Origin of the sequence: Bradyrhizobium sp. SZCCHNGR1005, from assembly GCF_032489995.1 — a bacterium.
In the GTDB taxonomy this organism is placed as follows: Bacteria; Pseudomonadota; Alphaproteobacteria; order Rhizobiales; family Xanthobacteraceae; genus Bradyrhizobium.
Genome location: NZ_JAUEZC010000003.1, coordinates 851,774 through 875,735, shown reverse-complemented (window position 1 = coordinate 875,735; position 23,962 = coordinate 851,774). Strand labels below are relative to the sequence as shown.

The 23,962-nt window shown below is 65.5% G+C and carries 19 protein-coding genes; 10 read left to right on the top strand and 9 right to left on the bottom strand.

The window, feature by feature from the left end; genetic code table 11:
• Positions 1-202: 202 nt before the first annotated feature.
• A complete protein-coding gene (locus QXZ85_RS16540; RefSeq protein WP_315744299.1) occupies positions 203-601 on the bottom strand; it encodes an MAPEG family protein in 399 nt (132 codons plus the stop codon).
• A 120-nt stretch (positions 602-721) separates the two neighbouring features.
• Here QXZ85_RS16540 and hemH point away from each other — a divergent pair, with 120 nt between their 5' ends.
• The 3 genes from hemH (at position 722) to QXZ85_RS16525 (ending at position 3,505) form a co-directional block, all read left to right on the top strand.
• Positions 722-1,759: a ferrochelatase gene (gene hemH, locus QXZ85_RS16535; RefSeq protein WP_316174466.1), complete on the top strand. Its 1,038-nt coding sequence runs from the start codon at positions 722-724 to the stop codon at positions 1,757-1,759.
• 260 nt (positions 1,760-2,019) lie between these two features.
• Positions 2,020-3,027 carry an SPFH domain-containing protein gene (locus QXZ85_RS16530; protein ID WP_315729681.1) on the top strand — a complete coding sequence of 336 codons (1,008 nt, stop codon included), beginning with the start codon at positions 2,020-2,022 and terminating at the stop codon, positions 3,025-3,027.
• A gap of 31 nt (positions 3,028-3,058) precedes the next feature.
• A complete protein-coding gene (locus QXZ85_RS16525; RefSeq protein ID WP_315729680.1) occupies positions 3,059-3,505 on the top strand; it encodes an NfeD family protein in 447 nt (148 codons plus the stop codon).
• 70 nt (positions 3,506-3,575) lie between these two features.
• Here the strand turns inward: QXZ85_RS16525 and QXZ85_RS16520 are convergent, their stop codons facing one another.
• Positions 3,576-5,279, bottom strand: a complete 1,704-nt coding sequence (locus QXZ85_RS16520; RefSeq protein ID WP_409977776.1) for an outer membrane beta-barrel protein — start codon at positions 5,277-5,279, stop codon at positions 3,576-3,578.
• 173 nt (positions 5,280-5,452) lie between these two features.
• Between QXZ85_RS16520 and QXZ85_RS16515 the strand changes: the two genes are divergently transcribed.
• Positions 5,453-6,454 (top strand): KpsF/GutQ family sugar-phosphate isomerase, encoded by a 1,002-nt coding sequence (locus QXZ85_RS16515; RefSeq protein ID WP_316174464.1) that lies wholly within the window; start codon positions 5,453-5,455, stop codon positions 6,452-6,454.
• 79 nt (positions 6,455-6,533) lie between these two features.
• Here the strand turns inward: QXZ85_RS16515 and QXZ85_RS16510 are convergent, their stop codons facing one another.
• Positions 6,534-7,091 (bottom strand): carboxymuconolactone decarboxylase family protein, encoded by a 558-nt coding sequence (locus QXZ85_RS16510; protein WP_315744303.1) that lies wholly within the window; start codon positions 7,089-7,091, stop codon positions 6,534-6,536.
• 230 nt (positions 7,092-7,321) lie between these two features.
• Between QXZ85_RS16510 and QXZ85_RS16505 the strand changes: the two genes are divergently transcribed.
• The 3 genes from QXZ85_RS16505 (at position 7,322) to QXZ85_RS16495 (ending at position 10,358) form a co-directional block, all read left to right on the top strand.
• The gene (locus QXZ85_RS16505) at positions 7,322-7,591 is read left to right on the top strand and encodes a helix-turn-helix domain-containing protein (protein WP_315706693.1); all 270 of its coding nucleotides are present in this window, start codon (positions 7,322-7,324) and stop codon (positions 7,589-7,591) included.
• A gap of 121 nt (positions 7,592-7,712) precedes the next feature.
• A complete protein-coding gene (locus QXZ85_RS16500; RefSeq protein WP_315729678.1) occupies positions 7,713-8,537 on the top strand; it encodes an arylamine N-acetyltransferase in 825 nt (274 codons plus the stop codon).
• 210 nt (positions 8,538-8,747) lie between these two features.
• A complete protein-coding gene (locus tag QXZ85_RS16495) occupies positions 8,748-10,358 on the top strand; it encodes an ATP-binding protein (RefSeq protein ID WP_315766882.1) in 1,611 nt (536 codons plus the stop codon).
• A gap of 107 nt (positions 10,359-10,465) precedes the next feature.
• Here QXZ85_RS16495 and QXZ85_RS16490 read toward each other — a convergent pair whose 3' ends face one another.
• Together QXZ85_RS16490 and gltB are read right to left on the bottom strand one after the other, a co-directional pair.
• A complete protein-coding gene (locus QXZ85_RS16490) occupies positions 10,466-11,914 on the bottom strand; it encodes a glutamate synthase subunit beta (RefSeq protein ID WP_315764721.1) in 1,449 nt (482 codons plus the stop codon).
• A 184-nt stretch (positions 11,915-12,098) separates the two neighbouring features.
• Complete coding sequence (gene gltB, locus QXZ85_RS16485; RefSeq protein WP_409977777.1) at positions 12,099-16,832, bottom strand: glutamate synthase large subunit; 4,734 nt, start codon at positions 16,830-16,832, stop codon at positions 12,099-12,101.
• A 533-nt stretch (positions 16,833-17,365) separates the two neighbouring features.
• Between gltB and QXZ85_RS16480 the strand changes: the two genes are divergently transcribed.
• Positions 17,366-18,250 carry a hypothetical protein gene (locus QXZ85_RS16480; protein WP_315764716.1) on the top strand — a complete coding sequence of 295 codons (885 nt, stop codon included), beginning with the start codon at positions 17,366-17,368 and terminating at the stop codon, positions 18,248-18,250.
• A 50-nt stretch (positions 18,251-18,300) separates the two neighbouring features.
• Here the strand turns inward: QXZ85_RS16480 and QXZ85_RS16475 are convergent, their stop codons facing one another.
• Entirely contained in the window at positions 18,301-19,068 is a 768-nt protein-coding gene (locus tag QXZ85_RS16475; protein ID WP_315706544.1) for an alpha/beta hydrolase, read from the bottom strand.
• A gap of 191 nt (positions 19,069-19,259) precedes the next feature.
• Positions 19,260-19,733 carry an Hsp20 family protein gene (locus QXZ85_RS16470; protein ID WP_315706545.1) on the bottom strand — a complete coding sequence of 158 codons (474 nt, stop codon included), beginning with the start codon at positions 19,731-19,733 and terminating at the stop codon, positions 19,260-19,262.
• 224 nt (positions 19,734-19,957) lie between these two features.
• On the opposite strand from QXZ85_RS16470, the gene QXZ85_RS16465 reads away from it, so the two are divergent.
• On the top strand, positions 19,958-20,905 hold the full coding sequence (locus QXZ85_RS16465; protein ID WP_315727558.1) for an alpha/beta hydrolase: 948 nt from the start codon (positions 19,958-19,960) through the stop codon (positions 20,903-20,905).
• Positions 20,906-20,996: 91 nt separating this feature from the next.
• Complete coding sequence (locus QXZ85_RS16460; protein WP_315706547.1) at positions 20,997-21,818, top strand: tetratricopeptide repeat protein; 822 nt, start codon at positions 20,997-20,999, stop codon at positions 21,816-21,818.
• Here QXZ85_RS16460 and QXZ85_RS16455 read toward each other — a convergent pair.
• Together QXZ85_RS16455 and QXZ85_RS16450 are read right to left on the bottom strand one after the other, a co-directional pair.
• Positions 21,815-22,525: a hypothetical protein gene (locus QXZ85_RS16455; protein WP_315727560.1), complete on the bottom strand. Its 711-nt coding sequence runs from the start codon at positions 22,523-22,525 to the stop codon at positions 21,815-21,817. The two genes, QXZ85_RS16460 and QXZ85_RS16455, sit on opposite strands and share 4 nt — an antisense overlap.
• 154 nt (positions 22,526-22,679) lie before the next feature.
• The gene (locus QXZ85_RS16450) at positions 22,680-23,882 is read right to left on the bottom strand and encodes an ABC transporter substrate-binding protein (RefSeq protein ID WP_315768651.1); all 1,203 of its coding nucleotides are present in this window, start codon (positions 23,880-23,882) and stop codon (positions 22,680-22,682) included.
• Positions 23,883-23,962: the final 80 nt, after the last annotated feature.

The window sequence follows — 23,962 nt, the reverse complement described above, 5'->3', positions numbered from 1 at the left end:
GCCTTCACCGGTCCAAAGTTCCGTCGCCGTATAGAAAATTCTGGCGGCGAATCCAATCAATTGGCCGTGGCGCCCTAGATCAAAGCCGGAACAAAGGTGCGTCAGCCTGCACTCCCGGATCGGTGGCCTGCACGTGCCGTTAACCGTCTCAACAGCCATTCGATGTGATCCGCGTCATCCTATGGGTGCTGGGCCTCTCCACTCAGATTGGGAGATAGTTGCGCAACAGCGGCAGGAAGAAGATCGCCACCGTGATCGCGAAACCCAGCACCCACAGGATCGAGCGCAGCGCCGGGCGGTTGCCGACATAGGTGAGCACGTAGGCCGTGCGCACGATCAGGAACAGCATCGCGAGCTCGTTGATCAGGTTCTGCGGCGCTGCGCGGAACTCGGCCAGCAGCACGGCGGCGGCGAAGAACGGGAATGCCTCGATGCCGTTCTGATGGGCGCCCAGCGCGCGCTCGCGGATGCCGCTCTGGTAGAAAGCGGGGTCCCGGGGGCGCGCATTGTCGTATTGTCCGGCGCTGATCCATTTCACCGGGGCGATCGTTAAGAGGTACAATATCACGCTGGCGAAGATGCAGAGTTCAGCAATCGTCATGGCTCCTCCGGCCTGATGACATCGTCGTCACAACCATTATCTAGACAGGGCTGCCGCACCCCGCCAAGCGGCCTGTTACAAGTCGCCCGTCACGAGCCGTCCGACATCAGCCTGGATACCATGACCGCTGCCATCTCCCTCGACAATGCAAGGCCGCTCTCTACCGCCAATCCATCGCGCGTCGGTGTGCTCTTGGTCAATCTCGGCACGCCCGACACCGCCGATGCTGCCGGCGTGCGCGTCTACCTGAAAGAGTTCTTGTCCGACCCGCGGGTGGTCGAGGACCAGGGGCTGCTGTGGAAGCTCATTCTCAACGGCATCATCCTGAACACGCGGCCGCGCCGGAAGGCGCGCGATTACCAGACCATCTGGAACAATGAGAAGAACGAGTCGCCGCTGAAGACGATCACGCGCGCCCAGAGCGAGAAGCTGGCGGCGAGCATTGCCGATGCCGGACACGTTGTGGTCGATTGGGCGATGCGCTACGGCAATCCATCGATCAAGGCGGGGATCGATGCTTTGATGGCCAAGGGCTGCGACCGCATCCTGGTGGTCCCGCTCTATCCGCAATATTCCGCCGCGACGTCGGCAACCGTCTGCGACGAGGTCTTCCGCGTGCTCGCGAGCCTGCGGGCGCAGCCGACCCTGCGGGTGACGCCGCCTTATTATGATGACGAGTTCTACATTGAGGCGCTCGCGACCTCGATCGAGGACCATCTTGCGACGCTGCCGTTCAAGCCCGAGTTGATCGTGTCCTCGTTTCACGGCATGCCGAAGGAATATGTGGACAAGGGCGACCCCTATCTCGAGCAATGCGTCGCCACCACCGCCTTGTTGCGCAAGCGGCTCGGCCTGGACGAGTCCAAGCTTCTGCTCACCTTCCAGTCGCGCTTTGGCCGTGCCGAGTGGCTGCAGCCCTATACCGACAAGACCATCGAGAAGCTCGCCAAGGACGGCGTGAAGCGCATCGCCGTGGTGATGCCGGGCTTTACCGCCGACTGCCTCGAGACCTTGGAGGAGATCGCTGGGGAAAACGCCGAGATCTTCAAGCACAATGGCGGCGAGGCGTTTTCCGCCATCCCCTGCCTGAACGACAGCGAGCCGGGCATGGACGTGATCCGGCAATTGGTGCTGCGCGAACTGCAGGGTTGGATCTGAGCAGGCTGGATCTCGGACGCGGCGGTTGATCGCTTCGAATTTGAAGCTTTGGTGACGTGCCGCGGCTCCGGCGGGGCGTAGCTTCTTAGGAGCACCGCTGCTGCCTGCAAGGCCTTTACCACGTCGGTATGTCGAAAATAGTTCGCTGAACCGGCCCCGCCGCCGCCGAGACAAATTCACGCGGCAATCCTTACGTCTTGATTGCTGTGGAATTGTGCGGAAGCCCATCCTTGTGACGGGTCTTTCGTCTTGGAGGTCTTATGAGCGGTTTCGACATTTTCGCGATTGCGCTGGCGCTCTTGGTCATCTTTACGTTGTTTGCCGGCGTGAAGACGGTGCCGCAGGGCTATGACTGGACCGTCGAGCGGTTCGGCAAATACACCCGGACGCTGTCGCCGGGGTTGAACATCATCGTGCCCTATTTCGACCGGATCGGGCGCAAGATGAATATGATGGAGCAGGTGATCGAGATTCCCGAGCAGGAGGTGATCACCAAGGACAACGCCACCGTGACGGTGGACGGCGTCGCCTTCTTCCAGGTGTTCGATGCGGCGAAGGCGAGCTACGAGGTCGCCAGCCTCTCGCAATCCATCATCGTGCTGACCATGACCAACATCCGCTCGGTGATGGGCGCCATGGACCTCGACCAGGTGCTGTCGCATCGCGACGAGATCAACGAGCGGCTGCTCCGCGTCGTCGATGCCGCGGTCTCGCCTTGGGGCGTCAAGGTCAACCGCATCGAGATCAAGGACATCGTGCCGCCGGCCGACCTCGTCGAGGCGATGGGCCGGCAGATGAAGGCCGAACGCGTCAAGCGCGCCGACATCCTGCAGGCGGAAGGCCAGCGGCAGTCCGAGATCCTGCGCGCCGAAGGCGCCAAGCAGAGCCAGATCCTGCAGGCCGAGGGCCGCAGGCAATCCGCCTTCCTCGATGCGGAAGCGCGCGAACGTTCCGCAGAGGCCGAGGCCAAGGCCACGCAGATGGTGTCGGAGGCGATCGCCAAGGGCGATGTCGCCGCGCTCAATTATTTCATCGCCGACAAATACATCAAGGCGTTCGGCCAGCTCGCGGACTCGCCGAATCAGAAAATCATCATGCTGCCCGTGGAAGCGATGAGCATGCTCGGCTCGCTGGCCGGCATCGGCGAGATAGCCAAGGCGACCTTCGGCGAAAGCGCGGCCTCCGCCGCGGCGGCTGCGCGCCGAACGGGCTCGGTGCCGCCGGCCGGAACGACGCCGCCTGCGCCGCCGCTCCCGCCGCGCGCGTGATAGGATGCGGGCATCTAGCGAGGGTCACGTCATGGCCGAAATGTTTGAGAGCCTGGGCACCTGGAACTGGTTGATCTTCGGTGTCATCCTGATGGCCCTGGAATTGCTCGCCCCGGGCATCTTCCTGTTCTGGTTCGGCTTGGCCGCGCTTTTGGTCGGGTTCGTATCGTTTGCGTTCACGCCGTCCTGGCAGATCCAGATCCTGATGTTCGCGCTGTTCGCGGTAGCCGCAGTGCCGGTCTGGCGCCGGCTCGCCGGCAGCGCGGCGCGGCCGGCCAGCGATAATCCCTATCTCAACCGCCGCGCGGCCGCGCTCGTCGGCCGCGTCTTCACGCTTGAGAAGCCGATCGTCGACGGCTCCGGCACGGTGCGCGTCGACGACACCGTCTGGCGTGTCGCCGGGCCCGATACGCCGGCCGGCAGCCGCGTGCGGATCGTGCAGGCCGACGGCGCCAATCTCACGGTGACCGGAGCGTAGGCGCGAGCCGACTTCGATTTGTAGGGTGGGCACGCTTCGCTTTGCCCACCCTACGGTCGTTCGCTTAAGCTCAATTCTGCAGCCGGACGCCGAGCATCACCACCGTGCCGGATGAGCTTGCGCCTGCGACGTTCGAATCCAGCACATCGTAGCGTAACGTGCCCTTGAGCCAGAGGTTGCGGGTCATCTTGTAGATCAGGTTGCCTTCGGTCGAGTAGGTCTTGTCGCTGCGACCGTAGCCCTGATAGTCCAGCGTGCCGAAGGTGAACTTGCCGATGGCGGTGAGCCAGCGGCGGAAATCGTGGTCGACCTCGACGGTGTAGGTGCGCACGAGGACGCCGGAGGCGCCGGCCACGGTGGTTTCCGCAAGCTGCGTGTCGGAGAGGAATTTGGCCGTCGTCAACGGCGTCGCCGACCACACCAGCGAGGCCGTGGTCAAAAATCCCTGCAGCCGGTTCAGTCTGGGATCGACATAGCTGCGCGCGGCGTAACCGATCGAGACCTCGCCGGTCAGAAGTCGCGTCAGCTCGAACGAGCTGCCGGCCTTGGCGTAGCCGCCGCTCGAGTCGCGCCGATAGAAGGAGCGGTCGTACGGCAGGTCATGTACGCGGCTGTCGCCTTCGACTTCCACGAACGGCTTCAAGCCGGGCGAGACTTCATAGGAGGCGCGCCCGACCCCGCCATATTGGTTGAAGTTGCGGTCGTCGTTCGAGGTCATGGCGCCGTTGGTCAGCTTGCTCTGCTCGTAGCTGGTGCGGTCGATGGTGGCGCCGGCCGAAATCTGCAGGCGATTGAAGCGCTGGTCGACGCCAATCGTCGTGCCCAGCGTGGTGTAGACCGGATAGCGGGCGAGCCCGGCCTGGATGTTCGGGCTGCCGGGATTGTCGGTCGCAGCCCGCAGCCGCAGCTGCGCGCCGACCGAGGTGTCCCCGGTGACGTCGAGCCGGCCGTCGACGTGGCCGGTGAAATCCGGCCGGTCGAGATTGGTGGGCGCCGGGTTGATGCCGCCGTCGATGATGGCCGGCAGCGAGCCGCCATAGCCGGTGAAGGAGCCGCGCAGATCGGCGACGACAGCGTGGCGCTCCCAGTTCGATACCGCGAGAAACTCCGGCGCGACCACCCAGAACGGCAGCCCGCGCGCGTTCGCAAGCCGCGCCGGATTGGTGTCGTAGCCGGCGGAGATCTCGACCGCCGATTTCACCAGGAACGGGCCCATATAGTCGCCGACCGCGCCGAATGGATCGTCGTCGACCCTGAGCCGCTTCCGGGGTGGCTGGCCGGGCACGCTGCCGGCCATCGCCGGCGGCAGCGGCGGCCTGTTGGCACCGGCAGACGGCGGCAGGGACGGGCGGAGCTCGCCGACGAGGCCGCCGGGCGGCGGCGTGCCAGGGCCGAGGGCGGGCTTCGGGCGGGGCTGCGCCGGATAATATTTCGGCTTCCTGCGGGTGCGGTTCAGCGAATCATACCCAGAGTCCGCCGCCCCGCTCGCGGCCGACAGGCCGGCCAGCGGCCCCAGGCTGACCCGTGATGCGGCGGCGCCGCCGGGGGACTGCACAACGCGGGCAGGGGCGGCCGGCGCGGGCAGTTCGCTTGTGGCGATCCGACGCAGCGGTGAATCCTGCGGCAGCAGGAAGCCGTCAGGGACCGGGCGAAGCATATCCGTGGTCTGCGCCGAGGCAGGCGCGGCCGCGGCGGCCAGGAGCCATAGGCTTGCGGCGGCGCGGTCGCACCACGAAGGGCGCCTGATCCGGCCGCTGTCGGGCCCCCAACCCACGATGAAAATACTCCAACGAAATCATGTATTTGGCCCGCGCGGCCCCGCGCCGGTCGGCAATTCCTGCCGTGAAGGGAGTAAAAACAAATATGGTTAATGGGCTGTTGATGCCGCCTTTACCGCCCGACCCGTGGTAAGACCTCCGCGTCATCTGTCTGTCGTGGAATGCGTCGATGCCGAGCTCCAATCCCCTGATCGAATCCGCCGCCGACCATGCCGATGTGCAGTCGGCGCTGCGCACCCTGGAGATCGGCAGCAACGGTATCGTCGCGATCTCGGCCGCGCTGCGGGGAACGCTCGGAACGGCTTTCATCGCGGCGACGACGCTGATCCGCGAGGCCAAGGGCCGCGCCATCCTGACCGGGCTCGGCAAGTCCGGCCATGTCGCGCGCAAGATCGCGGCGACCCTGGCCTCGACCGGCACGCCCGCCTTCTTCGTGCATGCGGCGGAAGCCGGCCATGGCGACCTCGGCATGATCACCGGCGACGACGTCATCATCGCGCTGTCCTGGTCCGGCGAGCAGTCGGAGATGAAGAACCTCGTCAATTATTCCAAGCGCTTCGCGATCCCGATGATCGCGGTGACCTCGAATGCGGCCTCCTCGCTCGGTCAGGCCGCGCGGATCGTGCTGGAGCTGCCGAAGGTGCGCGAGGCCTGTCCGCACAATCTGGCGCCGACCACCTCGACCCTGATGCAGGCGGCGATCGGCGATGCGCTCGCGATCGCGCTGCTCGAAGGCCGCGGCTTCACCGCGCTCGAATTCGCCAATTTCCATCCTGGCGGCAAGTTAGGGGCGATGCTCAAGCACATCGCCGATCTGATGCGCTCGGGCGATGCGGTGCCGGTGAAACCGCTCGGCACCGTCATGACGGACGCGCTGCTGGAGATGTCGGACAAGGGGCTCGGCTGCGTCATCATCACCGATGGAAACGGCCACGTCGCGGGCATCATCACCGACGGCGATCTCCGGCGGAAGATGCGGCCCGATTTGATGACGGCGCTGGTCGACGACATCATGACGCAGACGCCGCGCACGGTCCGCAGCGACGCGCTCGCCTCGGAAGCGCTGGAGATCCTCAACTCCGCGAAGATCACCACGCTGATCGTCACCGAGGCAGGCAAGCCGGTCGGCATCCTGCACATGCACGATCTGCTGCGCGCCGGGGTGGCGTGATCTCTCTCCAGCCGTCATTGCGAGGAGCGTTAGGCTCCGAAGCAAATCCAGATTAGGGCTGAGCGCCGGATTGCTTCGCTCACGCTCCGCATGAGGTCCGTGCAGGAAAACGCGCCGCAGTTTCCTCCAGCGGCAGGTCCAGCGCGTTCGCCAGATACGACACGGTGCGATAGAATCCGCAGAGCAGGATGATCTCGAGGATCTGATCCTCGTTGTAATGTGCGCGTAGTGTCGCGAACTCGGCCACGCCCAGAGTCGCACGCCGGTGCAGAGCGTCGACGGCGAGGAGCAACGCCCGCTCGGCTTCGGACCAGCAGGCCGCCTGACTGCCTTCGAGGACGGTTGCGCGAATTTGCTCGGCAGTCAGCTCGGCGGCAGCAGCGAACGTGCTGACATGCACGCCCCACTCATATTCGCATCCATTCAGGGCGCAGGTCCGGTCGATCGCAATCTCGCGTTCGCGCAGGGACAGGGGACCGCGATCGAGCAAGCTGCCCCCACCGAACTTGCCCCACGCCCGCTGGTGGCCGGCCATGACGCGGAACAGCATCAGCGGCGGCGCGCCGCGCATGATGCGATCGAACTGCGCCTGGATGTCTGCAGGGTAGGGCGGCTCCAGCGGGGGGATGCGGGGCATGCGGCGGCTCCTCCTGTGTGCTACATTTATTGTAGCGAAACGCTACGCTTTTTGTAGCGTTTGGCAAGAGCCGTATTTCTGTGCGAAGGGGGCACGACATGCCGGCACCGACCAAACCGGGGCCAAACAAGCCAAGTCTGGCAAAATCGCGTCGGACCATCTCGGCTGCAGCCGAGTCGTCTCCGGTCAAATCACGAGCCGTGCGTGGCTCCCGCTCGGGCCGTCCGATCATGGTGCTGCTCGATCTGTTGGGCAGGCGCTGGTCCTTGCGTATCCTGTGGGAGTTGCGTGATGACGCGCTGACCTCGCGTGCACTTCGCACGGCTTGCGACGAGGTCTCGCCAACCGTGCTGCAGACGCGCATCACCGAGCTGCGCGAGGCTGGCTTTGTCGCGCTCGGCGAAGGCGGCTATGCACTCACGCCGCTTGGTCGCGAACTGTTGGAAACCTTCATGCCGCTGCATCACTTCGCGGAGCGCTGGAGCAAGAAGGCAGGGTGATGGGGGTAGGATGGGGCAAAGCACCTGCGCAGCCGGCGGGTGGACTGCAGCTCGTGCGATCTGGAACGACTGCATGCGACCATGCTATGCCCTCTAGCGAGAGAAAACAGAGGCGCGGCCGATGCCTGACGAATTCCACCTCGACAAATATCTCGCCCGCATCGGCTATCGCGGGCCGCTTCAGCCAAATCGGCAAACGTTGGCAGCACTCCATGCCGCGCATGTGGATGCGATCGCGTTCGAGGGGCTCGATCCGCTGCTCGGTCGTCCCGTTCACCTCGATCTCGCCTCGGTGCAGCGGAAGCTCGTCGATGGCCGTCGTGGCGGTTATTGCTTCGAGCAGAACGCGCTGCTGCAGGCCGCGCTCGAGGCAGTCGGCTTTACGGTCACCAGCCTGTCGGGGCGGGTCCGCTGGCGCTTCGAGCCCGATGCTCCGCTCGGCCCGCGCACGCACATGCTGCTCAAGGTCGATCTCGCCGACGGGCCTTATCTGGCCGATGCCGGCTTCGGCTCCTGCCTGCTCGATGCGCCGCTGAGGCTTCAGGCTGACATCGTGCAGCCGACGGCGATGGGGACGTTCCGCCTGACCCAATCCGATGACGGCCTGTTCTGGCTCGCGGCGAAGCAGCCCGCGGGCTGGCGGACGATGTATGTGTTCGATCTGCATCCGCAGCTGCCGGCTGACTATGCACTGGGCAATTGGTACACCTCCACCCACCCCAGCGTGCCGTTCACCTCGATGGTGGTGATGGAGCGGCTTGCGCGCGAGGCGCGCTACAAGCTCGTCAACCGGCGGCTGTTGATCGAGGCGCGCGACGGGGAGATGGTCTCCGAGCGTATGATCGAGACCGCCGGCGAACTGGGGCGGGTGATCGAGGAGACCTTCGGCGTCACGCTGCCGGTGTCAGCGGACGAGATCTGGGGTCGGATCGAGGGGCAGGGTTGAGCTTGCGCTCGTAAGCCCGGGACGTTGCCGCACCCGCTGGCTGCCCAGCGGGCGGGCACTCCCCGCGGGACCGGAGCCTTCCCCACGATCACTCCTGATCCAGGCGTTGTGCGCTTGCGCGGTAAGCAGGAACCTGAATGATCCGTCTGACCATTCCGACTCGGCGCGGAGCCGGTGCCGGGGTGGCTATGGCCTGGAGATGTTCTGGACATGTCGACGCTCACCCCGCACGAGGCCTGCTTGCCGTGGCAGCCGGGATTGCTCTGGTTGAATGTGGTTTCCGAGGCCGTGCTCGCCTGTGGATCGCTTGCGATGGCGATTGCAGTCGCGGTTTTCCTGCTGCGCCGGCATGGCGACATGTTGCGAATCTTCGTCAGCCTGATCGGGGCACTCGGCGGGCTCGCCGCGGTCGGCGCCGTGAGCTGTGCGCTTTCGATCGCTGGGCTGTGGGTGCCGGTCGATGGCCTGGCTGTAGCCATCAAAGTGGTCCTGGCGCTGATCTCCGCCGTGCTCGGGACCGGGCTGCTGCTGGGACTGCCGCATCTCCTGGTGATGCCGACGCGTGTGCAGCTTCTGCAGGCCTATGCGGCGCTCGAGGAGGAGACCCGGCAGCGCCGCAACGCCGAGGCCATGGTCCGGCGCTTTCAGGAGATGGAGGCGACCGAGGCTCAGGTGCGGCAGGCGCAGAAGATGGAAGCGATCGGCCAGCTCACCGGCGGCGTCGCGCACGACTTCAACAACATCCTGACCGTGATCACCGGCTCGATCGAAATGCTCAGCGACGGCGTCAAGGATCGGCCGCTGCTGGCCCAGATCACCTCCATGATCGGCGCCGCCGCGGCGAGGGGCGCGGACCTGACCCGGCATCTGCTGGCGTTCGCCCGCCAGCAGCCGCTGCAGCCGCGCAGCACGGACATCAACGCCCTGGTCGTGGATGTCGCGGGCCTGCTGCGCCCGACGCTCGGCGTGCAGATCGAAATCGAATCGATGCTGGCGCACGATGCCGCGCCGGCGCTGATCGATCCGAGCCAGCTCTCGACCGCGATCCTGAACCTCGCCTTGAACGCGCGTGACGCCATGCCCAATGGCGGCAAGCTGATCTTGGAGACCAAGAACGTCGTGCTCGATACCGACTATGCCAGCCGCAACAGCGAGGTCCGGCCCGGCAATTACGTCATGATCGCCGTGAGCGACACGGGAGAGGGCATCCCGCGTCCCTTGCTCGACAAGGTGTTCGATCCCTTCTTCACCACCAAGGGCCTCGGCAAGGGATCAGGGCTCGGCCTGTCCATGGTCTATGGCTTCGTCAGGCAGTCCAACGGGCACATCAAGATCTACAGCGAAGAAGGCCACGGCACCACCGTGAGGCTGTATCTGCCGCAGGCCTCCCCCGCCCAGGATGCGGAGGCCGATGCGCCGGAGGTCGAGCCCGCCAGTTCGGGAAGCGAGCGTGGCGACGAAACCATCCTGATCGTCGAGGACGACGTGCTGGTCCGCGATTACGTCGTGGCCCAGATCGAGCGCCTGGGTTATCGCACCATCGCCGCCGGCAATGCCGGCGAGGCGCTGGCGGTCATCGACGAAGCCGGCCACATCGACCTGTTGTTCACGGATGTGATCATGCCCGGCGGAATGAATGGTCGCCAGCTCGCGACCGAGGCCGTGAAACGGCGGCCGGACCTGAAAGTGCTCTACACCTCCGGCTACACCGAGAACGCGATCGTGCATCACGGCCGGCTCGATGCGGGCGTGCTGCTGTTGCCGAAGCCGTATCTCAGCTCCGATTTGGCGCGAGCCATTCGCACTGCACTGGCGACGTGAGTCTGCCTTGTGCGGGTGAGAGGCGGCGCTGCTTCGGAAAATCCGGCTAGATCACCCGCGAAAGCGGGTGCGGCGCGAGCGCCGCAACCAACAGGTTGACCGCCGCTTCACCGCGGCAGGTCGGTCCTGCCCATCAGGAAGGTGTCGATGGCCTGCGCGCAGAGCCGGCCCTCGCGGATCGCCCACACCACCAGCGATTGGCCGCGGCGCATGTCGCCGGCCGAGAACACCTTCTGCACCGAGGTCTGATAGTCGGTGAGGTTGGCCTTGACGTTGCCGCGCGGGTCGAGATCGACGCCGAGAGTCTTCAGCAGACCCTCATGCACCGGATGCACGAAACCCATCGCCAGCAGCACGAGGTCGGCGGCGAGCTCGAACTCGGTGCCGGGGATCGGCTTGAACTGGCCATCGACGCGCACGCAATGCAGCTTCTTGACTGCGCCGCTCTCGCCCTCGAACTTCTGGGTGAGCACCGCGAATTCGCGCGCGGCACCTTCGGCCTGGCTCGACGAGGTCCGCATCTTCAAGGGCCAGTTCGGCCAGGTCAGCGGCTTGTTCTCGTGCTCGGGCGGCGCCGGCATGATCTCGAGCTGCGTGACCGACAATGCGCCCTGGCGCAGCGAGGTGCCGATGCAGTCACTTCCGGTATCGCCGCCGCCGATCACGACGACATGCTTGCCGCCGGCGAGGATGTCGGTGGCGTTGACAGGCTCGTTGCCCACGCGGCGGTTCTGCTGCGGCAGGAAGTCCATGGCGTAGTGGATGCCGGAGAGATCGCGGCCGGGGATCGCCAGGTCGCGCGGCGCCTCGGCGCCGCCGGTCAGCGCCACGGCATCATAGTCCTTCAGCAGGCTCTTGGCATCGAGCCCGCCATTGCCGCCGACATGGACGCCGTAATGGAAGGTGACGCCTTCGCCTTCCATCTGCGCCAGGCGACGGTCGATGATGCCCTTCTCCATCTTGAAGTCGGGAATGCCGTAGCGCAGCAGGCCGCCGGCCTTGGCGTTCTTCTCGAAGACGTGGACGTCATGGCCGGCCCGCGCCAGTTGCTGCGCGCAGGCGAGCCCGGCGGGGCCGGCGCCCACGACCGCGATCTTCTTGCCGGTCTTCACCGCCGCCGGCTCCGGCTTGATCCAGCCCTGCTCGAACGCCTTGTCGACGATCGCGCATTCGATCGTCTTGATGGTGACCGGGTTGTCGTCGATGTTGAGCGTGCAGGAGGCCTCGCACGGGGCAGGGCAGATGCGGCCGGTGAATTCCGGGAAGTTGTTGGTCGAGTGCAGGTTGCGCGCGGCCTCTTCCCAATTGCCGTTGTAGACGAGGTCGTTCCAATCCGGGATCTGGTTGTTGACCGGGCACCCGGGCGCCCCCGGCGCGGCCGAGCCGGTGCCGTGGCAATAGGGGATGCCGCAGTTCATGCAGCGTGCCGCCTGGTCGCGCAGCTCCTTCTCGGAGAGCGGGACCACGAATTCGTGGAAGTGTTTCAGACGCTCGGCCACGGGCGTGTACTTGCGATCGTGCCGCTCGATTTCGAGAAAACCTGTGACCTTGCCCATGAACCTACGACGTCCCTTACGATCCTTGTCCCGTCATTCCGGGACGCGCCGATCGGCGCAGACCCGGAATCTCGAAGTAATTCCCGTCATTGCGAGGAGCGAGGTGACGAAGCAATCCAGCCTTTGTCTGGAGCCATGGATTGCTTCGCTGCGCTCGCAATGACGCTAGCGGCTTTGTCCCGCATCAAGCCCCGATTGCGATCTTCGGCTCGGCGTCGGCATTGGCCGCCATTTCCTTCAGCGCGCGGCGGTATTCCACCGGCATCACCTTCCGGAACTTCGGCGCATAGTCCTTCCAGTTCGAAAGGATCTCGGCCGCTCGTTTGGAGCCTGTCGCCTTGGCGTGACGCGAGATCAAGATATGCAGCCGTTCGACGTCGGAGGCGAGCAGGTTCTTGAACACGTCGACCCGGCCATGCGCCTCGAGATCGCTCATCTGGTGGTAGGTGTCCTCGGCGATCATCTCCTCGGACAGCACCGGTTCGAGCTCGACCATCGCCATGTTGCAGAGCTTGTCGAAGTCGCCGGCCTCGTCCAGCACGTAGGCGACGCCGCCCGACATGCCGGCCGCGAAGTTGCGCCCGGTCTTACCCAGCACGACGACGATGCCGCCGGTCATGTACTCGCAGCAATGGTCGCCGGCGCCTTCGACCACCGCGACCGCGCCGGAGTTGCGTACGGCGAAGCGCTCGCCGGCGATGCCGCGGAAGTAGCACTCGCCGGAGATCGCGCCGTACATCACGGTGTTGCCGACGATGATCGATTCCTCCGGCACGATGCCGGAGATCCGCGGCGGCTTGACGATGATGCGGCCGCCGGAGAGGCCCTTGCCGACATAGTCGTTGCCTTCGCCTTCGAGCTCGAAGGTGACGCCGTGCGCCAGCCACGCGCCGAAGGCCTGGCCCGCGGTGCCCTTGAGGCTGACATGGATCGTGTCATGCGGCAGGCCGGCATGGCCGTAGATCTTGGCGACCGCGCCGGAGAGCATCGCACCGGCCGAGCGGTCGGTGTTGTTGATCTCGGCCTCGATCTTCACCGGTGCGCCGCGATCGAGCGCGGGCCGCGCCTGCTCGATCAGCTTGCGGTCGAGCACGGCCTCCAGGTGATGGTTCTGCGCTTCCGAACGATAGATCTTCTGGCCCGGCTGCTCCTTCTGCTTCACGAACAGCTTGGAGAAATCGAGGCCCTTGGCCTTCCAATGCGCGACCAGCTTGGACTGATCCAGCATCTGCACCTGGCCGACCATCTCGTTGAAGGAGCGATAGCCGAGGCTCGCCATGATCTCGCGGACCTCTTCGGCCACGAAGAAGAAGTAGTTGATGACGTGCTCGGGCTGGCCGGTGAAGCGCTTGCGCAGCACCGGGTCCTGCGTCGCGACGCCGACCGGGCAGGTGTTCAGATGGCACTTGCGCATCATGATGCAGCCGGCCGCGATCAAGGGCGCGGTGGCGAAGCCGAACTCGTCGGCACCGAGCAGCGCGCCGATCACGACGTCACGCCCGGTGCGGAAGCCGCCGTCGACCTGGACCACGATGCGGCTGCGCAGCCGCTCGCGCACCAGGGTCTGGTGGGTTTCGGCAAGGCCGATCTCCCAGGGCGAGCCGGCATGCTTGATCGAGGTCAGCGGCGAGGCACCGGTGCCGCCCTCGAAGCCCGCGATCGTCACATGGTCGGCACGGGCCTTGGCGACGCCCGCCGCGACCGTGCCGACGCCGATTTCCGAGACCAGCTTGACCGAGACCTGACCGTCCGGATTGACGTTCTTCAGGTCGTAGATCAGCTGCGCCAGGTCTTCGATCGAATAGATGTCGTGATGCGGCGGCGGCGAAATCAGGCCGACGCCCGGCGTCGAATGCCGCACCTTGGCGATGGTGGCATCGACCTTGTGGCCGGGGAGCTGGCCACCTTCGCCGGGCTTCGCTCCTTGAGCCATCTTGATCTGCATCATGTCGGAGTTGACGAGATATTCCGTCGTCACGCCGAACCGGCCCGAGGCCACCTGCTTGATCGCCGAGCGCATGGAATCGCCGTTCGGCAGCGGCTTGAAGCGGTCGGCTTCCTCGCCGCCTTCGCCGGTGTTCGACTTGCCGCCGATCCGGTTCATCGCGATCGCCAGCGTCGTATGCGCCTCGCGCGAGATCGAGCCGAAGCTCATCGCACCCGTGGCAAAGCGCTTGACGATCTCCTTGGCCGGCTCGACCTCGTCGAGCGGGACCGGCTTGCGCTTATCGTCCTCGGCCGACTTGATCCGGAACAGGCCGCGCAAGGTCAAGAGCCGTTCCGATTGCTCGTTGAGGATCTTCGCGAACGCCTGGTAGCGCTCCTTGGAGTTGCCGCGCACCGCATGCTGCAGGGTCGACACCGACTCCGCAGTCCAGGCGTGATCTTCGCCGCGGCTACGGAAGGCATATTCGCCGCCGACATCGAGCGCGCTCTTGTAGACCAGCGCCTCGCCGAAAGCGTCCGTGTGACGGCGCGTGGTTTCCTCGGCGATCTCGGCGAGCCCCACGCCTTCGACGCGGCTATGCGTGCCGGCGAAGAACTTCTGTACGAACTCCCCCTTGAGCCCGACCGCGTCGAAGATCTGCGCGCCGCAATAGGATTGATAGGTCGAGATGCCCATCTTGGACATGACCTTGAGCAGGCCCTTGCCGATCGACTTGATGTAGCGCTTCACCACCTCGTAGTCGCTCAGAGCGCCAGGCAGCTTGTCCTTCAGAGCGATGATGGTCTCGAAGGCGAGATAGGGGTTGATCGCCTCGGCGCCGTAGCCGGCGAGGCAGGCGAAGTGGTGCACCTCGCGCGGCTCGCCCGATTCGACCACCAGGCCCACCGAGGTGCGCAGCCCGGTGCGGATCAGATGATGATGCACGGCGGCGCAGGCGAGCAGCGAGGGGATCGCGATCCGCTCGGCCGAGACCATGCGGTCCGACAGGATGATGATGTTGACGCCCTCGCGCACCGCGGCTTCGGCGCGGCCGCAGAGATCGTCGAGCATCTCTTCCAAACCGTTCGCGCCCAGGCCGGCATCGAAGGTGGTGTCGAGCGTGCGCGAGACGAAATGGCTGTCGGAGACTTCCGAGATCGACCGGATCTTCTCCAGGTCCGCATCGGTCAGGATCGGCTGGTGCACTTCGAGCCGCTTGGTCGAGGCAACGCCCTCGAGGTCGAACAGGTTCGGCCTGGGTCCGATGATCGAGACCAGGCTCATCACCAGTTCCTCGCGGATCGGATCGATCGGCGGATTGGTCACCTGGGCGAAGTTCTGCTTGAAATAGGTGAACAGCAGCTTCGGCTTGTCCGACAGCGCCGAGATCGGCGTGTCATTGCCCATCGAGCCCGTGGGCTCTTCGCCGGTGGCGGCCATCGGCGTCATCAGGATGCTGATGTCTTCCTGGGTGTAGCCGAACGCCTGCTGCCGATCGAGCAGCGGCAGGTTGGTGCGCGCGCCCTTGGTCGGCGCATCCGGCAGCTTCTCGACCTGGATCTGGGTGCGCGCGAGCCACTCCTTATAAGGATGGCTGGCCGCGAGCTGCGCCTTGATCTCATCGTCCGGAATGAGGCGGCCCTGGTCGAGATCGACCAGCAGCATCTTGCCGGGCTGCAGCCGCCACTTGGTGACGATCTGGTCCTCCGGGATCTTCAACACGCCCATTTCGGACGCCATCACGATGCGGTCGTCCTTGGTGACGAGATAGCGCGCCGGACGCAGGCCGTTGCGGTCAAGCGTGGCGCCGATCTGGCGGCCGTCGGTAAAGGCGATCGCAGCCGGTCCGTCCCACGGCTCCATCATGGCGGCGTGATATTCGTAGAACGAGCGGCGCTCCTCGCTCATCAGCGGATTGCCGGCCCACGCTTCCGGGATCATCATCATGACCGCGTGCGGCAGCGAGTAGCCGCCCTGCACCAGGAATTCGAGCGCGTTGTCGAAGCAGGCGGTATCGGACTGGCCTTCATAGGAGATCGGCCAGAGCCGGCTGATGTCCTTGCCGAACAGCTCCGACGAGACCGAGGCCTGGCGCGCCGCCATCCAGTTGACGTTGCCACGCAGGGTGTTGATCTCGCCGTTGTGCGCGATCATGCGGTAGGGATGCGCCAGCGACCAGGTCGGGAAGGTGTTGGTCGAGAAACGCTGATGCACCAGCGCCAGCGCGCTCTCGAAATCCGGCTCGTGCAGATCGGCGTAGTATTTGCCGAGCTGGTCGGCCAGGAACATGCCCTTGTAGATCACGGTCCGGCACGACATCGAGCACGGGTAGTAGCCCGACATGCCGCGGTCGCGGCGCTGATAGATCGCCTGCGAGATCGACTTGCGGAGGATGTAGAGCTTGCGCTCGAACTCGTCCTCGGTCTTGGCGGCGCCGTTGCGGCCGATGAACACCTGCATGGTGCGCGGCTCGGTCGGCTTCACGGTGACGCCCAGCGAGGAGTTGTCGGTGGGCACGTCGCGCCAGCCGAGCAGCACCAGGCCTTCGTCCTCGATCTGGTCGGCGATGATGCTCTTGATGACGTTGCGCCAGGCCTCGTCGCGCGGCATGAACAGCGCGCCGATGGCATATTCGCCGGGCGCCGGCAGCTTGAAGCCGAGCTCGGTCGCCTTGCGCGAGAAGAACGCATGCGGGATCTGCACCAGGATGCCGGCGCCGTCGCCGAAGCGCGGGTCGGCGCCGACGGCACCACGATGCTCGAGGTTGCACAGGATGCTCAGCGCATCCGCAACGATCTGGTGAGACTTCTGGCCCTTGATGTTGGCGATGAAGCCGACGCCGCAGGAATCCTTCTCCTGAGCCGGGTCATAGAGACCCTCGGCCTCCGGGCGCCAGGTGTGAAGTTCCTTGTGGATTTCGTGGGTGGTCTCGGCCGGTTTGAAGCGGGAATCCGTCGCCAGCACTGCGCCACCCGATTGTTCGTGCTTCATCGACCCGCTCATGTCCATCCCTCGTCTTTTTCGGTCTGGGCCTTGCCACCACCACCGTCCGGCGCACCTCGGTCGTCGCGCGGCCCCTCTCCGGAACCCACGCTCGTCCTCATCAGCGAGCCGCATTTTCAGAATTCAGGCTGGGGTCCGGGTGAATGTCCCAACGGACGGCCCGAGCCTGGTACGTCTGCCTGTCATGTCACAGCGCCCTTCGGCGCCGCAATATCATTGCAAAGGTCAGGCACTCTTTGCAACGAAATTTGAGACAGTCATTCTGTCCTAACGCTTCACCATGTCAAACCTTTCTTTATCATACAAGGGCCGCAGTGTCCCGGCGCGCGCAGTAGGACCTGCCTTCCCAGCAGGACTTTTCGTGAAATCGGGCCGGCCATCGCATTACCGATTGCGATCAGCCGCCGTGATCCGGCCGCAGCCCCGGCCAAGGACCGCCAGAATCGGGGCCGAACGTCTCCGCCCCAACGCCTCAGGCGCGTAAAGCTCCGAGGTGCAGGGGCATTCAGGAGCGTGAAGCCATGAAATTATCCCTTGGTGCCGTTTCGGCCGCCTTGATCGCAGCAGCCGCAGCGCAGGCCGAGCCGCTGGCGCCGTCCTACCGCGCGGTGTCGGATTTCGACGGCCCTTATGCCGACCAGCCGCTTCCGCCAGCGCCGGTTCCGGCCCCGCCGCCCTACGGTTATGCGCCGGGGCCGGCTCCAGCTCCGGATTATGCGTATCGGCCCGATGACCGCTACCCGCCGCAGCGGCCGTACCGGCCGGAGGGCTATGCGCCGGACTACGGCTACGCTCCGGCGTTCCTGCCGGCACACGAGGTCTATGCGATCCTGCGCGACCACGGCTTCTCGCCTCTGGGCGCGCCGCGGCAGCGTGGTCATGTCTATGTCGTCGCCGTGCTCGATCGCGACGGCGAGGACGGCAAGCTCGTGATCGACGCCGTATCCGGGCGCATCGTCCGCTTCGTCCCGGCCTCCCGGTGGGGCGGCGACTACGAGCGGATGCGCTATGCGCCGCCGCGCGGCCAGATCGACAGCCTGCCGCCGCCGACGGTGATCCGGGCCGATCCGCGGCTCATGCCGCCGGCGCCCGTGCCGTCGCCGCGGGTGGCGAGCCGCGTTGCGCTTCCACCCGCGCCGAAGCTGGCCGCACCCGCGGTCAGGCCGGCCGCTCCGGCGGCACAGACCGCGGCCCTCAATCCCAAGCCTGCCGAGGCGAAGCCGGTCGAGAGCCCGCCGGCGCCGCAGGCCACGGCCACCGTCACTCAGCCGCAGCCTGCGGCGGAGCCGAAGCCAGCTCCCCAGACCACGGCGTCCGTTACGCCGCCGAAGCCTGCGGCAGAGCAGAAGCCTATGCCGCGGGTGCTGCCGACGCAGGCCATGCCGCCGGTGCAGGGGCTGGAGTAGGAAGCCGGAGCTTGGCCTATCGCTTATCGACCGGGAACTGGCCTCGCCTGTTACTCCGCCCGTCCCGCTGCCTTCAGGATCAGGTCCGCGACCTCCTTCGGATGCGAGACCAGCGACAGGTGGCCGGCATCCAGTTCGATCGTGGTGGCCTTCATCCGCTTGGCAAGGAAGCGCTCGAAATCCGGATCGATGGTCTTGTCTTCCTTTGAGACTGCATAGAAGGAAGGCTTGTCGTGCCAGGCCGCTGCCGTGGTGCGGCCTGCAAAGATCGAGGCGGCGGTCGGCCATTGCACCGCATAGAGCTCCTTCGCCGTCGTCGCATCGACGCCATTGGCGAAGTACTTCAGGAACGCATCCTCCGACAGCTTGGTCTCGCCGTCATGGTTGACGATGCCGGCCCGTGCCGGCGGATTGGGAAACTTGCCGGCCAACGCCAAGAAGTCTTCGCCGGCATCCGGCGCCCGCGCCGCGATATAGACGAGTGCGCTGACCTTGGGATCGGTGCCGACCTCGCTGACGACGGTGCCGGCCCAGGAATGGCCGACCAGCACGGTCGGCCCGTCCTGCAGCGCCAGCGCGCGGCGGGTGGCGGCGGCGGAATCCTCAAGAGAGGTGAGCGGATTCTGGACCGCAGTCACCTTGAGGCCTGCCGCCTGCAGATAGGGAATGACCTTGGCCCAGCTCGAGCCGTCCGCCCAGGCGCCGTGCACCAGCACGACATTATTGGCTTTGACAGGCTCGGCCGGTGCGGCAGAGGCGGCGGTGCCGGCCGCAATCAATGCAGCGGCGGCAAGCGTGAGAGTGCGAAGGAGGTTCATCGGTTTGCTCCATGAGGAACTGAAAAAGAGGCTCGATCTGGTCACGCTCTCGTCTTCGTCGTGGAGCGGTGCGCCATTACTGCATCACGGTCGTTTGATCGCAGTGCAACAAACGGGAAAAGGTACCGGCGCAAACAAGAACGCCCCGGAGGCCCGGGGCGTTGCATTATTCAGAATAGTTCGGGATCGCCTTATGCGGCGGCCTTGTCGGCCGAGCCCTCGATTACCGGCTGCTGCGCGCCGGTCTGGATCGGGATGCTGCGGGGCTTCTTGGCCTCGGGAATCTCGCGCTCGAGGTCGACATGGAGCAGGCCGTTCTCGAGGCTGGCATTCTTGACCACCACATGGTCGGCGAGCTGGAACGAGCGCTCGAAGGCGCGCGCGGCGATGCCGCGATACAGCACGTCGCTCTTGGCCTTGGCGTTCTCGTTGGCGGCCTTCTCGCCCTTGATGGTCAGCGTGTTTTCCTTGGCGACGATCGAGAGATCATCCTTGCCGAAGCCGGATACCGCGACCGTGATGCGGTAGGCATTCTCGCCGGTGCGCTCGATGTTGTAGGGCGGGTAGCCGGGGCTGCCGTCGGAGGTGGCCTGGTCGAGCAGGTTGAAGAGACGGTCGAAGCCGACGGTGGAGCGGTAGAAGGGGGTGAGATCGTAGGTACGCATGAAAGTCCTCCAATTGAGCGACTGTTTCGAATGACCCGCCCGCCATCGGGCCGGGCCGCGTCGTGCAGCCTGATGTTCCGGATGTCGTCCGAAAGCACTGGTAGCGGCCTGCACGCTGCTGATATGGGTCTTATGCGGCGCCGTTCAAGCTGATCTTGCCGTCCCTCTTTTTCGCTTCGTTCACCCTTGATTCCCGGCTTCATTGACCTATTCGATCGCGCCTCATGACGCTCGTCTCGATCCCTGCCAATCCCGTCCCGGAAAACGTCGTCGCCGGCACCATCAAGACCCCTGATGGCGCCGAGCTGCGCTTTGCGCGCTGGGCGGCGCCTTCGGGCCGCAAGGGCACGGTCTGCATCTTCACCGGCCGCAGCGAGATGATCGAGAAGTATTTCGAGACGGTGCGGGACCTGCGCGACCGCGGCTTCGCGGTGGCGATCCTCGACTGGCGCGGACAGGGCCATTCGTCGCGCCGCTTGCGCGATCCCCGCAAGGGCTATGTGCGCTCGTTCGCCGATTACGAAGTCGATGTCGAGACCTTCGTCCAGCAGGTGGTGCTGCCGGATTGTCCGCCGCCGCATTTCGCGCTGGCGCATTCGATGGGCGGCACGGTGCTGCTCAGGCTTGCCCATGCGGGCAAGCGCTGGTTCGACCGCATGGTGCTGTCGGCGCCGATGATCGACCTGCCGGGCCGGCGCACCGCGTTGCCGGCGCGGCTCTTGTTGAAGGCGCTGCGCTTCGCCGGGCAGGGCGGCAGCTATGTGCCCGGCGGCAACGACAGGATGGCCGGGCTCGAGCCGTTCGTCAGCAATCCCGTCACCTCGGATCCCGTGCGTTACGCCCGGAACGCGGCGATCCTGGAGGAGGACCCGACGCTCGGCATCGCGTCGCCGACCGTGGCATGGGCCGATGCCGCCTTCTCGGCCATGGTCACTTTCCGCGGCGTCCACTATCCCTCGCAGATCCGCCAGCCGGTCCTGATGCTGGCCGCCTCCAACGATGCCGTGGTCTCGACCTCGGCGATCGAGGAGTTCGCCTATCATCTGCGTGCCGGCTCGCATCTCGTCATTGCCGGCGCCAAGCACGAGATCCTGCAGGAGCAGGACCGCTATCGCGAGCAGTTCTGGGCGGCCTTCGACGCGTTCGTTCCGGGAACGCCATTGTTCGGCTGAGCGCGTTGCTGGACACCCCTCGGCCATCGGGCTAGTGCTGACATGTCCCCGCAAGTCGTGACAGAAGCGCGTGAGTGAACGGCGGAAAAATTTGCAGGCTCAGGCTCTGCAGGAAGCGATCCACGCGCTGCGCGCGCGGCAGTTCGCCCGCGCCGAGCAGATCGCCGCCTCGATCCTGAAAGCCAGCCGGACCGACCGGACGGCACTTCTTGTTCTGGCGCATGCGCTGCTCGGCCAGCAGCGCGCCGGCGAGGCGATCGGACCGCTGGAGAAGGCGGCGCTTCGCGGCACTGATCCCGAGATCGAAACCCTGTTGGGCGCAGCGCTCTGCGATGCACGGCGTTCGGCCGACGGCATCGCGCAGCTGCGCAGGACCGCGGCGCGGCGTCCGCCCTATCTGCCGTCGTTCCAGGAGCTGGCCGGTCGGCTGGCCAAGGCGGGCCAGATCCATGATGCCATTGGCGTCATCGAGGATGCGCTGGCTCTGTCTCCTGACAGCGTCGACCTGAAGCTCGACCTCGCCCGCCTGTGTCTGCGGACCAATGACCGGGCACGCGCGCATGCGAACCTCGTGGCGGCGCGGGACGCCGCACCCGGACGTCCCGATATCCTGATCGAGCTCGCCTCGGTGCAGTTTCTGGACGGCGCCTATGCCGATGCTGCCGACACCTTCCGCCGCGCGCTCGGCTTGCGGCCCGACGATACGCAGTCGCGCGCCAGTCTGGCGATGTGCCTGCTCGAAATGGGCGAGCGCGACGGCGCGCAGGCGGCGCTGCGCACATTGTTGCGCGGCCGGCCGCATCTGCTCACCCGCGCCGCCTATGCGCTGGCGGCCAGCTCGCATGGCCGCTTCTTCTTCCGCCCGAGCGCCGCCGCGAAATTTCTGCAAGCCGATGGCGCAGGGAACGGCTAGGCCCTGAACTTCTTGCGATAGAGTCCCTGCTCGCGTTTCAGCGCGTCGCGCACCTCGTGCACCTCTGCAATCTCCTCATCGGTGAAGCTGGACGTCTGCATCGTCCACGCCTGCCGCTTCACCGGAATGCATTGAGCCACCGGCGTGCCCTTCGGAAGAACGCCGCGGAACGCCGTGTCGTGCCAATGGACCGGAAAATGCACGAAGGAGTCGTGATAGCGATCGCTGTCGACCAGCCCGGTCAGCGTGGTGAACGGCAGATCGAAACGGTTGATCGGATGGGTGAACAACACCGCCCAGCCTTCCGGCGCCTCGATCGTCCACAGATTGTGAAACTTGAGGAGGAAGCGGTCGGCTTCGAACAGCGGCGATCCCGTGACCTGCGCAACATCGTGGAAGCTGACCGGCGAGCGCGGAAAATCGATCGCGCCGCCCGGCGGCAGCTCGTTGTCCCAGCTGATTCCGCCGTCCTCGACCTTGAGGTCGCACACCAGCGGAATCAGAAAGCCTGATGTCATCGCGTCGACGAAAGGCGGGCAGCGCTTGATGGTCTGCTCCTCGCCCTGGTTGAGCGCGCTGAAGGCCGTCGACGGCATGGCCTTGAGCCAATCGGGAAGCCCCAGCGTCGCCGGGACTGGCTGTGGGATCAGGCCTTCGAGCTCCTTCGGGCAGCGGAATTTGAGCGTGAGGGGATCGGTCTCGGACATGGCGCCGCGGCTCTCTTGTTCTCGACGGAAAGCTCTACGCCTTCAGCGCCGAAAGTCCAACGGCCAAGCCAAAGCGCAGCCCGGATAAGCGTGAGCGGCATCCGCTCGCCCTGGTTGCTTGCCGCGATCACGCGGTGCCGGGTGCAGCGTTTCGCTACTTGGTCGAGAGCACTTCGCCGAAGCGCTCCCACTGCTTGCCGGTGAAGCGCATGAACTGCACCTGCTCGACCGGGAGATGGTCGCTCTCGCTGGTGTTCACCTTGATGCCCGGCAGCAGCATCGGCAGCTCCAGGTCCTTGATCGACAGCGCCTGCCGCAGGATGTTCTCGCGGCTCAGGTCGTTCCCCGCGGCCTTCAGGACGTGCTCCAGCAGCATGCCGTTGTTGTAGCCGTTGACGTAGTTGGAATCGCGGATGTCGCCGTCGGGAACGTATTTGGCCATGTAGTCGCGCCAGCCCTTCACGCCGGGATCGTCTGCCCAGGCCGGATCGAGCGGGTCCTTCACATAGGCCGTGGAGATGATGCCCGTACCGGCCTCGAGCCCGGCCGGCTCCATCACCGAGGACATCCACACCGAGACATTGGTCAGGAACGTCATCGGACGCCAGTTGATCTCGAAGGTCTTGCGGATCGCCTGTGCGGCGAATTTCGGTGTCGCGGCGATGATCAGCGCGTCGGCGCCGGTCGATTTCAGCTTCACGATCTGGGAGTCGATCGTCGGCTCGGTCGACTCGTAGCTCGCGACCGTGACCGCGCTGTCGAAGCGCTCGCCGAGCACGTCCTTCAGCCCGGCGAGATAGTCGCGGCCGAAATCGTCGTTCTGCGCCAGCACCGCGAAGGTCGCGTCGGGCTTCTTCTGCAGCGCGTAGCGCGCATACATGCGGGCTTCGTTGCGGAACGGCGCCATCACGCCCATCAGCGCCAGCGGAAACTGTGCGGGATCGCCGAACTTCGAGGCGCCGGAGGCCACGAACAGCTGCGGCACCTTCTTGCCCTGCAGATATTTGGCGATCGCCGTGTTGTGCGCGGTGCCCATGGTCGAGAAGATGAAGGAGACCTCATCGCTCTCGATCAGCCGCCGCGTCTGCTCGACGGTCTTGGGCGGCACGTAGCTGTCGTCGAGGGAGAGCAGGTTGACCTTGCGGCCGTTGATGCCGCCGCGGTCGTTGACCATCTTGAAATAGGCGACCTCGCCCTTGCCCAGGATGCCGAAGGCGGAGACCGGCCCGCTATAGGGCATGGTCTGTCCGATGCGGATTTCGGTGGCGGTGATGCCGGGCGGGTCTTCGGCCTGAGCAGGCGCGCCGAGCACGGACGAGACGACGAACAGCCCTGCAATCGCGATGATGCTTCGCATGGACACCTCCCTGGTGGGCCGCGCTGGCGGCGGCTTTTTGCCAACCATAAGGACCGTGCTGACGTCTCGCAACAAAAAAT

Bases quoted from the DNA above. Each gene is read 5' to 3' on its own strand.
- QXZ85_RS16530 (WP_315729681.1), top strand. From the start codon at position 2,020: ATGAGCGGTTTCGACATTTTCGCGATTGCGCTGGCGCTCTTGGTCATC.
- gltB (WP_409977777.1), bottom strand. From the start codon at position 16,832: ATGAAGCACGAACAATCGGGTGGCGCAGTGCTGGCGACGGATTCCCGC.
- hemH (WP_316174466.1), top strand. From the start codon at position 722: ATGACCGCTGCCATCTCCCTCGACAATGCAAGGCCGCTCTCTACCGCC.
- QXZ85_RS16480 (WP_315764716.1), top strand. From the start codon at position 17,366: ATGAAATTATCCCTTGGTGCCGTTTCGGCCGCCTTGATCGCAGCAGCC.
- QXZ85_RS16510 (WP_315744303.1), bottom strand. From the start codon at position 7,091: ATGCCCCGCATCCCCCCGCTGGAGCCGCCCTACCCTGCAGACATCCAG.
- QXZ85_RS16450 (WP_315768651.1), bottom strand. From the start codon at position 23,882: ATGCGAAGCATCATCGCGATTGCAGGGCTGTTCGTCGTCTCGTCCGTG.
- QXZ85_RS16515 (WP_316174464.1), top strand. From the start codon at position 5,453: ATGCCGAGCTCCAATCCCCTGATCGAATCCGCCGCCGACCATGCCGAT.
- QXZ85_RS16540 (WP_315744299.1), bottom strand. From the start codon at position 601: ATGACGATTGCTGAACTCTGCATCTTCGCCAGCGTGATATTGTACCTC.
- QXZ85_RS16455 (WP_315727560.1), bottom strand. From the start codon at position 22,525: ATGTCCGAGACCGATCCCCTCACGCTCAAATTCCGCTGCCCGAAGGAG.
- QXZ85_RS16495 (WP_315766882.1), top strand. From the start codon at position 8,748: ATGTCGACGCTCACCCCGCACGAGGCCTGCTTGCCGTGGCAGCCGGGA.
- QXZ85_RS16465 (WP_315727558.1), top strand. From the start codon at position 19,958: ATGACGCTCGTCTCGATCCCTGCCAATCCCGTCCCGGAAAACGTCGTC.
- QXZ85_RS16475 (WP_315706544.1), bottom strand. From the start codon at position 19,068: ATGAACCTCCTTCGCACTCTCACGCTTGCCGCCGCTGCATTGATTGCG.
- QXZ85_RS16505 (WP_315706693.1), top strand. From the start codon at position 7,322: ATGGTGCTGCTCGATCTGTTGGGCAGGCGCTGGTCCTTGCGTATCCTG.
- QXZ85_RS16470 (WP_315706545.1), bottom strand. From the start codon at position 19,733: ATGCGTACCTACGATCTCACCCCCTTCTACCGCTCCACCGTCGGCTTC.
- QXZ85_RS16500 (WP_315729678.1), top strand. From the start codon at position 7,713: ATGCCTGACGAATTCCACCTCGACAAATATCTCGCCCGCATCGGCTAT.
- QXZ85_RS16490 (WP_315764721.1), bottom strand. From the start codon at position 11,914: ATGGGCAAGGTCACAGGTTTTCTCGAAATCGAGCGGCACGATCGCAAG.
- QXZ85_RS16525 (WP_315729680.1), top strand. From the start codon at position 3,059: ATGGCCGAAATGTTTGAGAGCCTGGGCACCTGGAACTGGTTGATCTTC.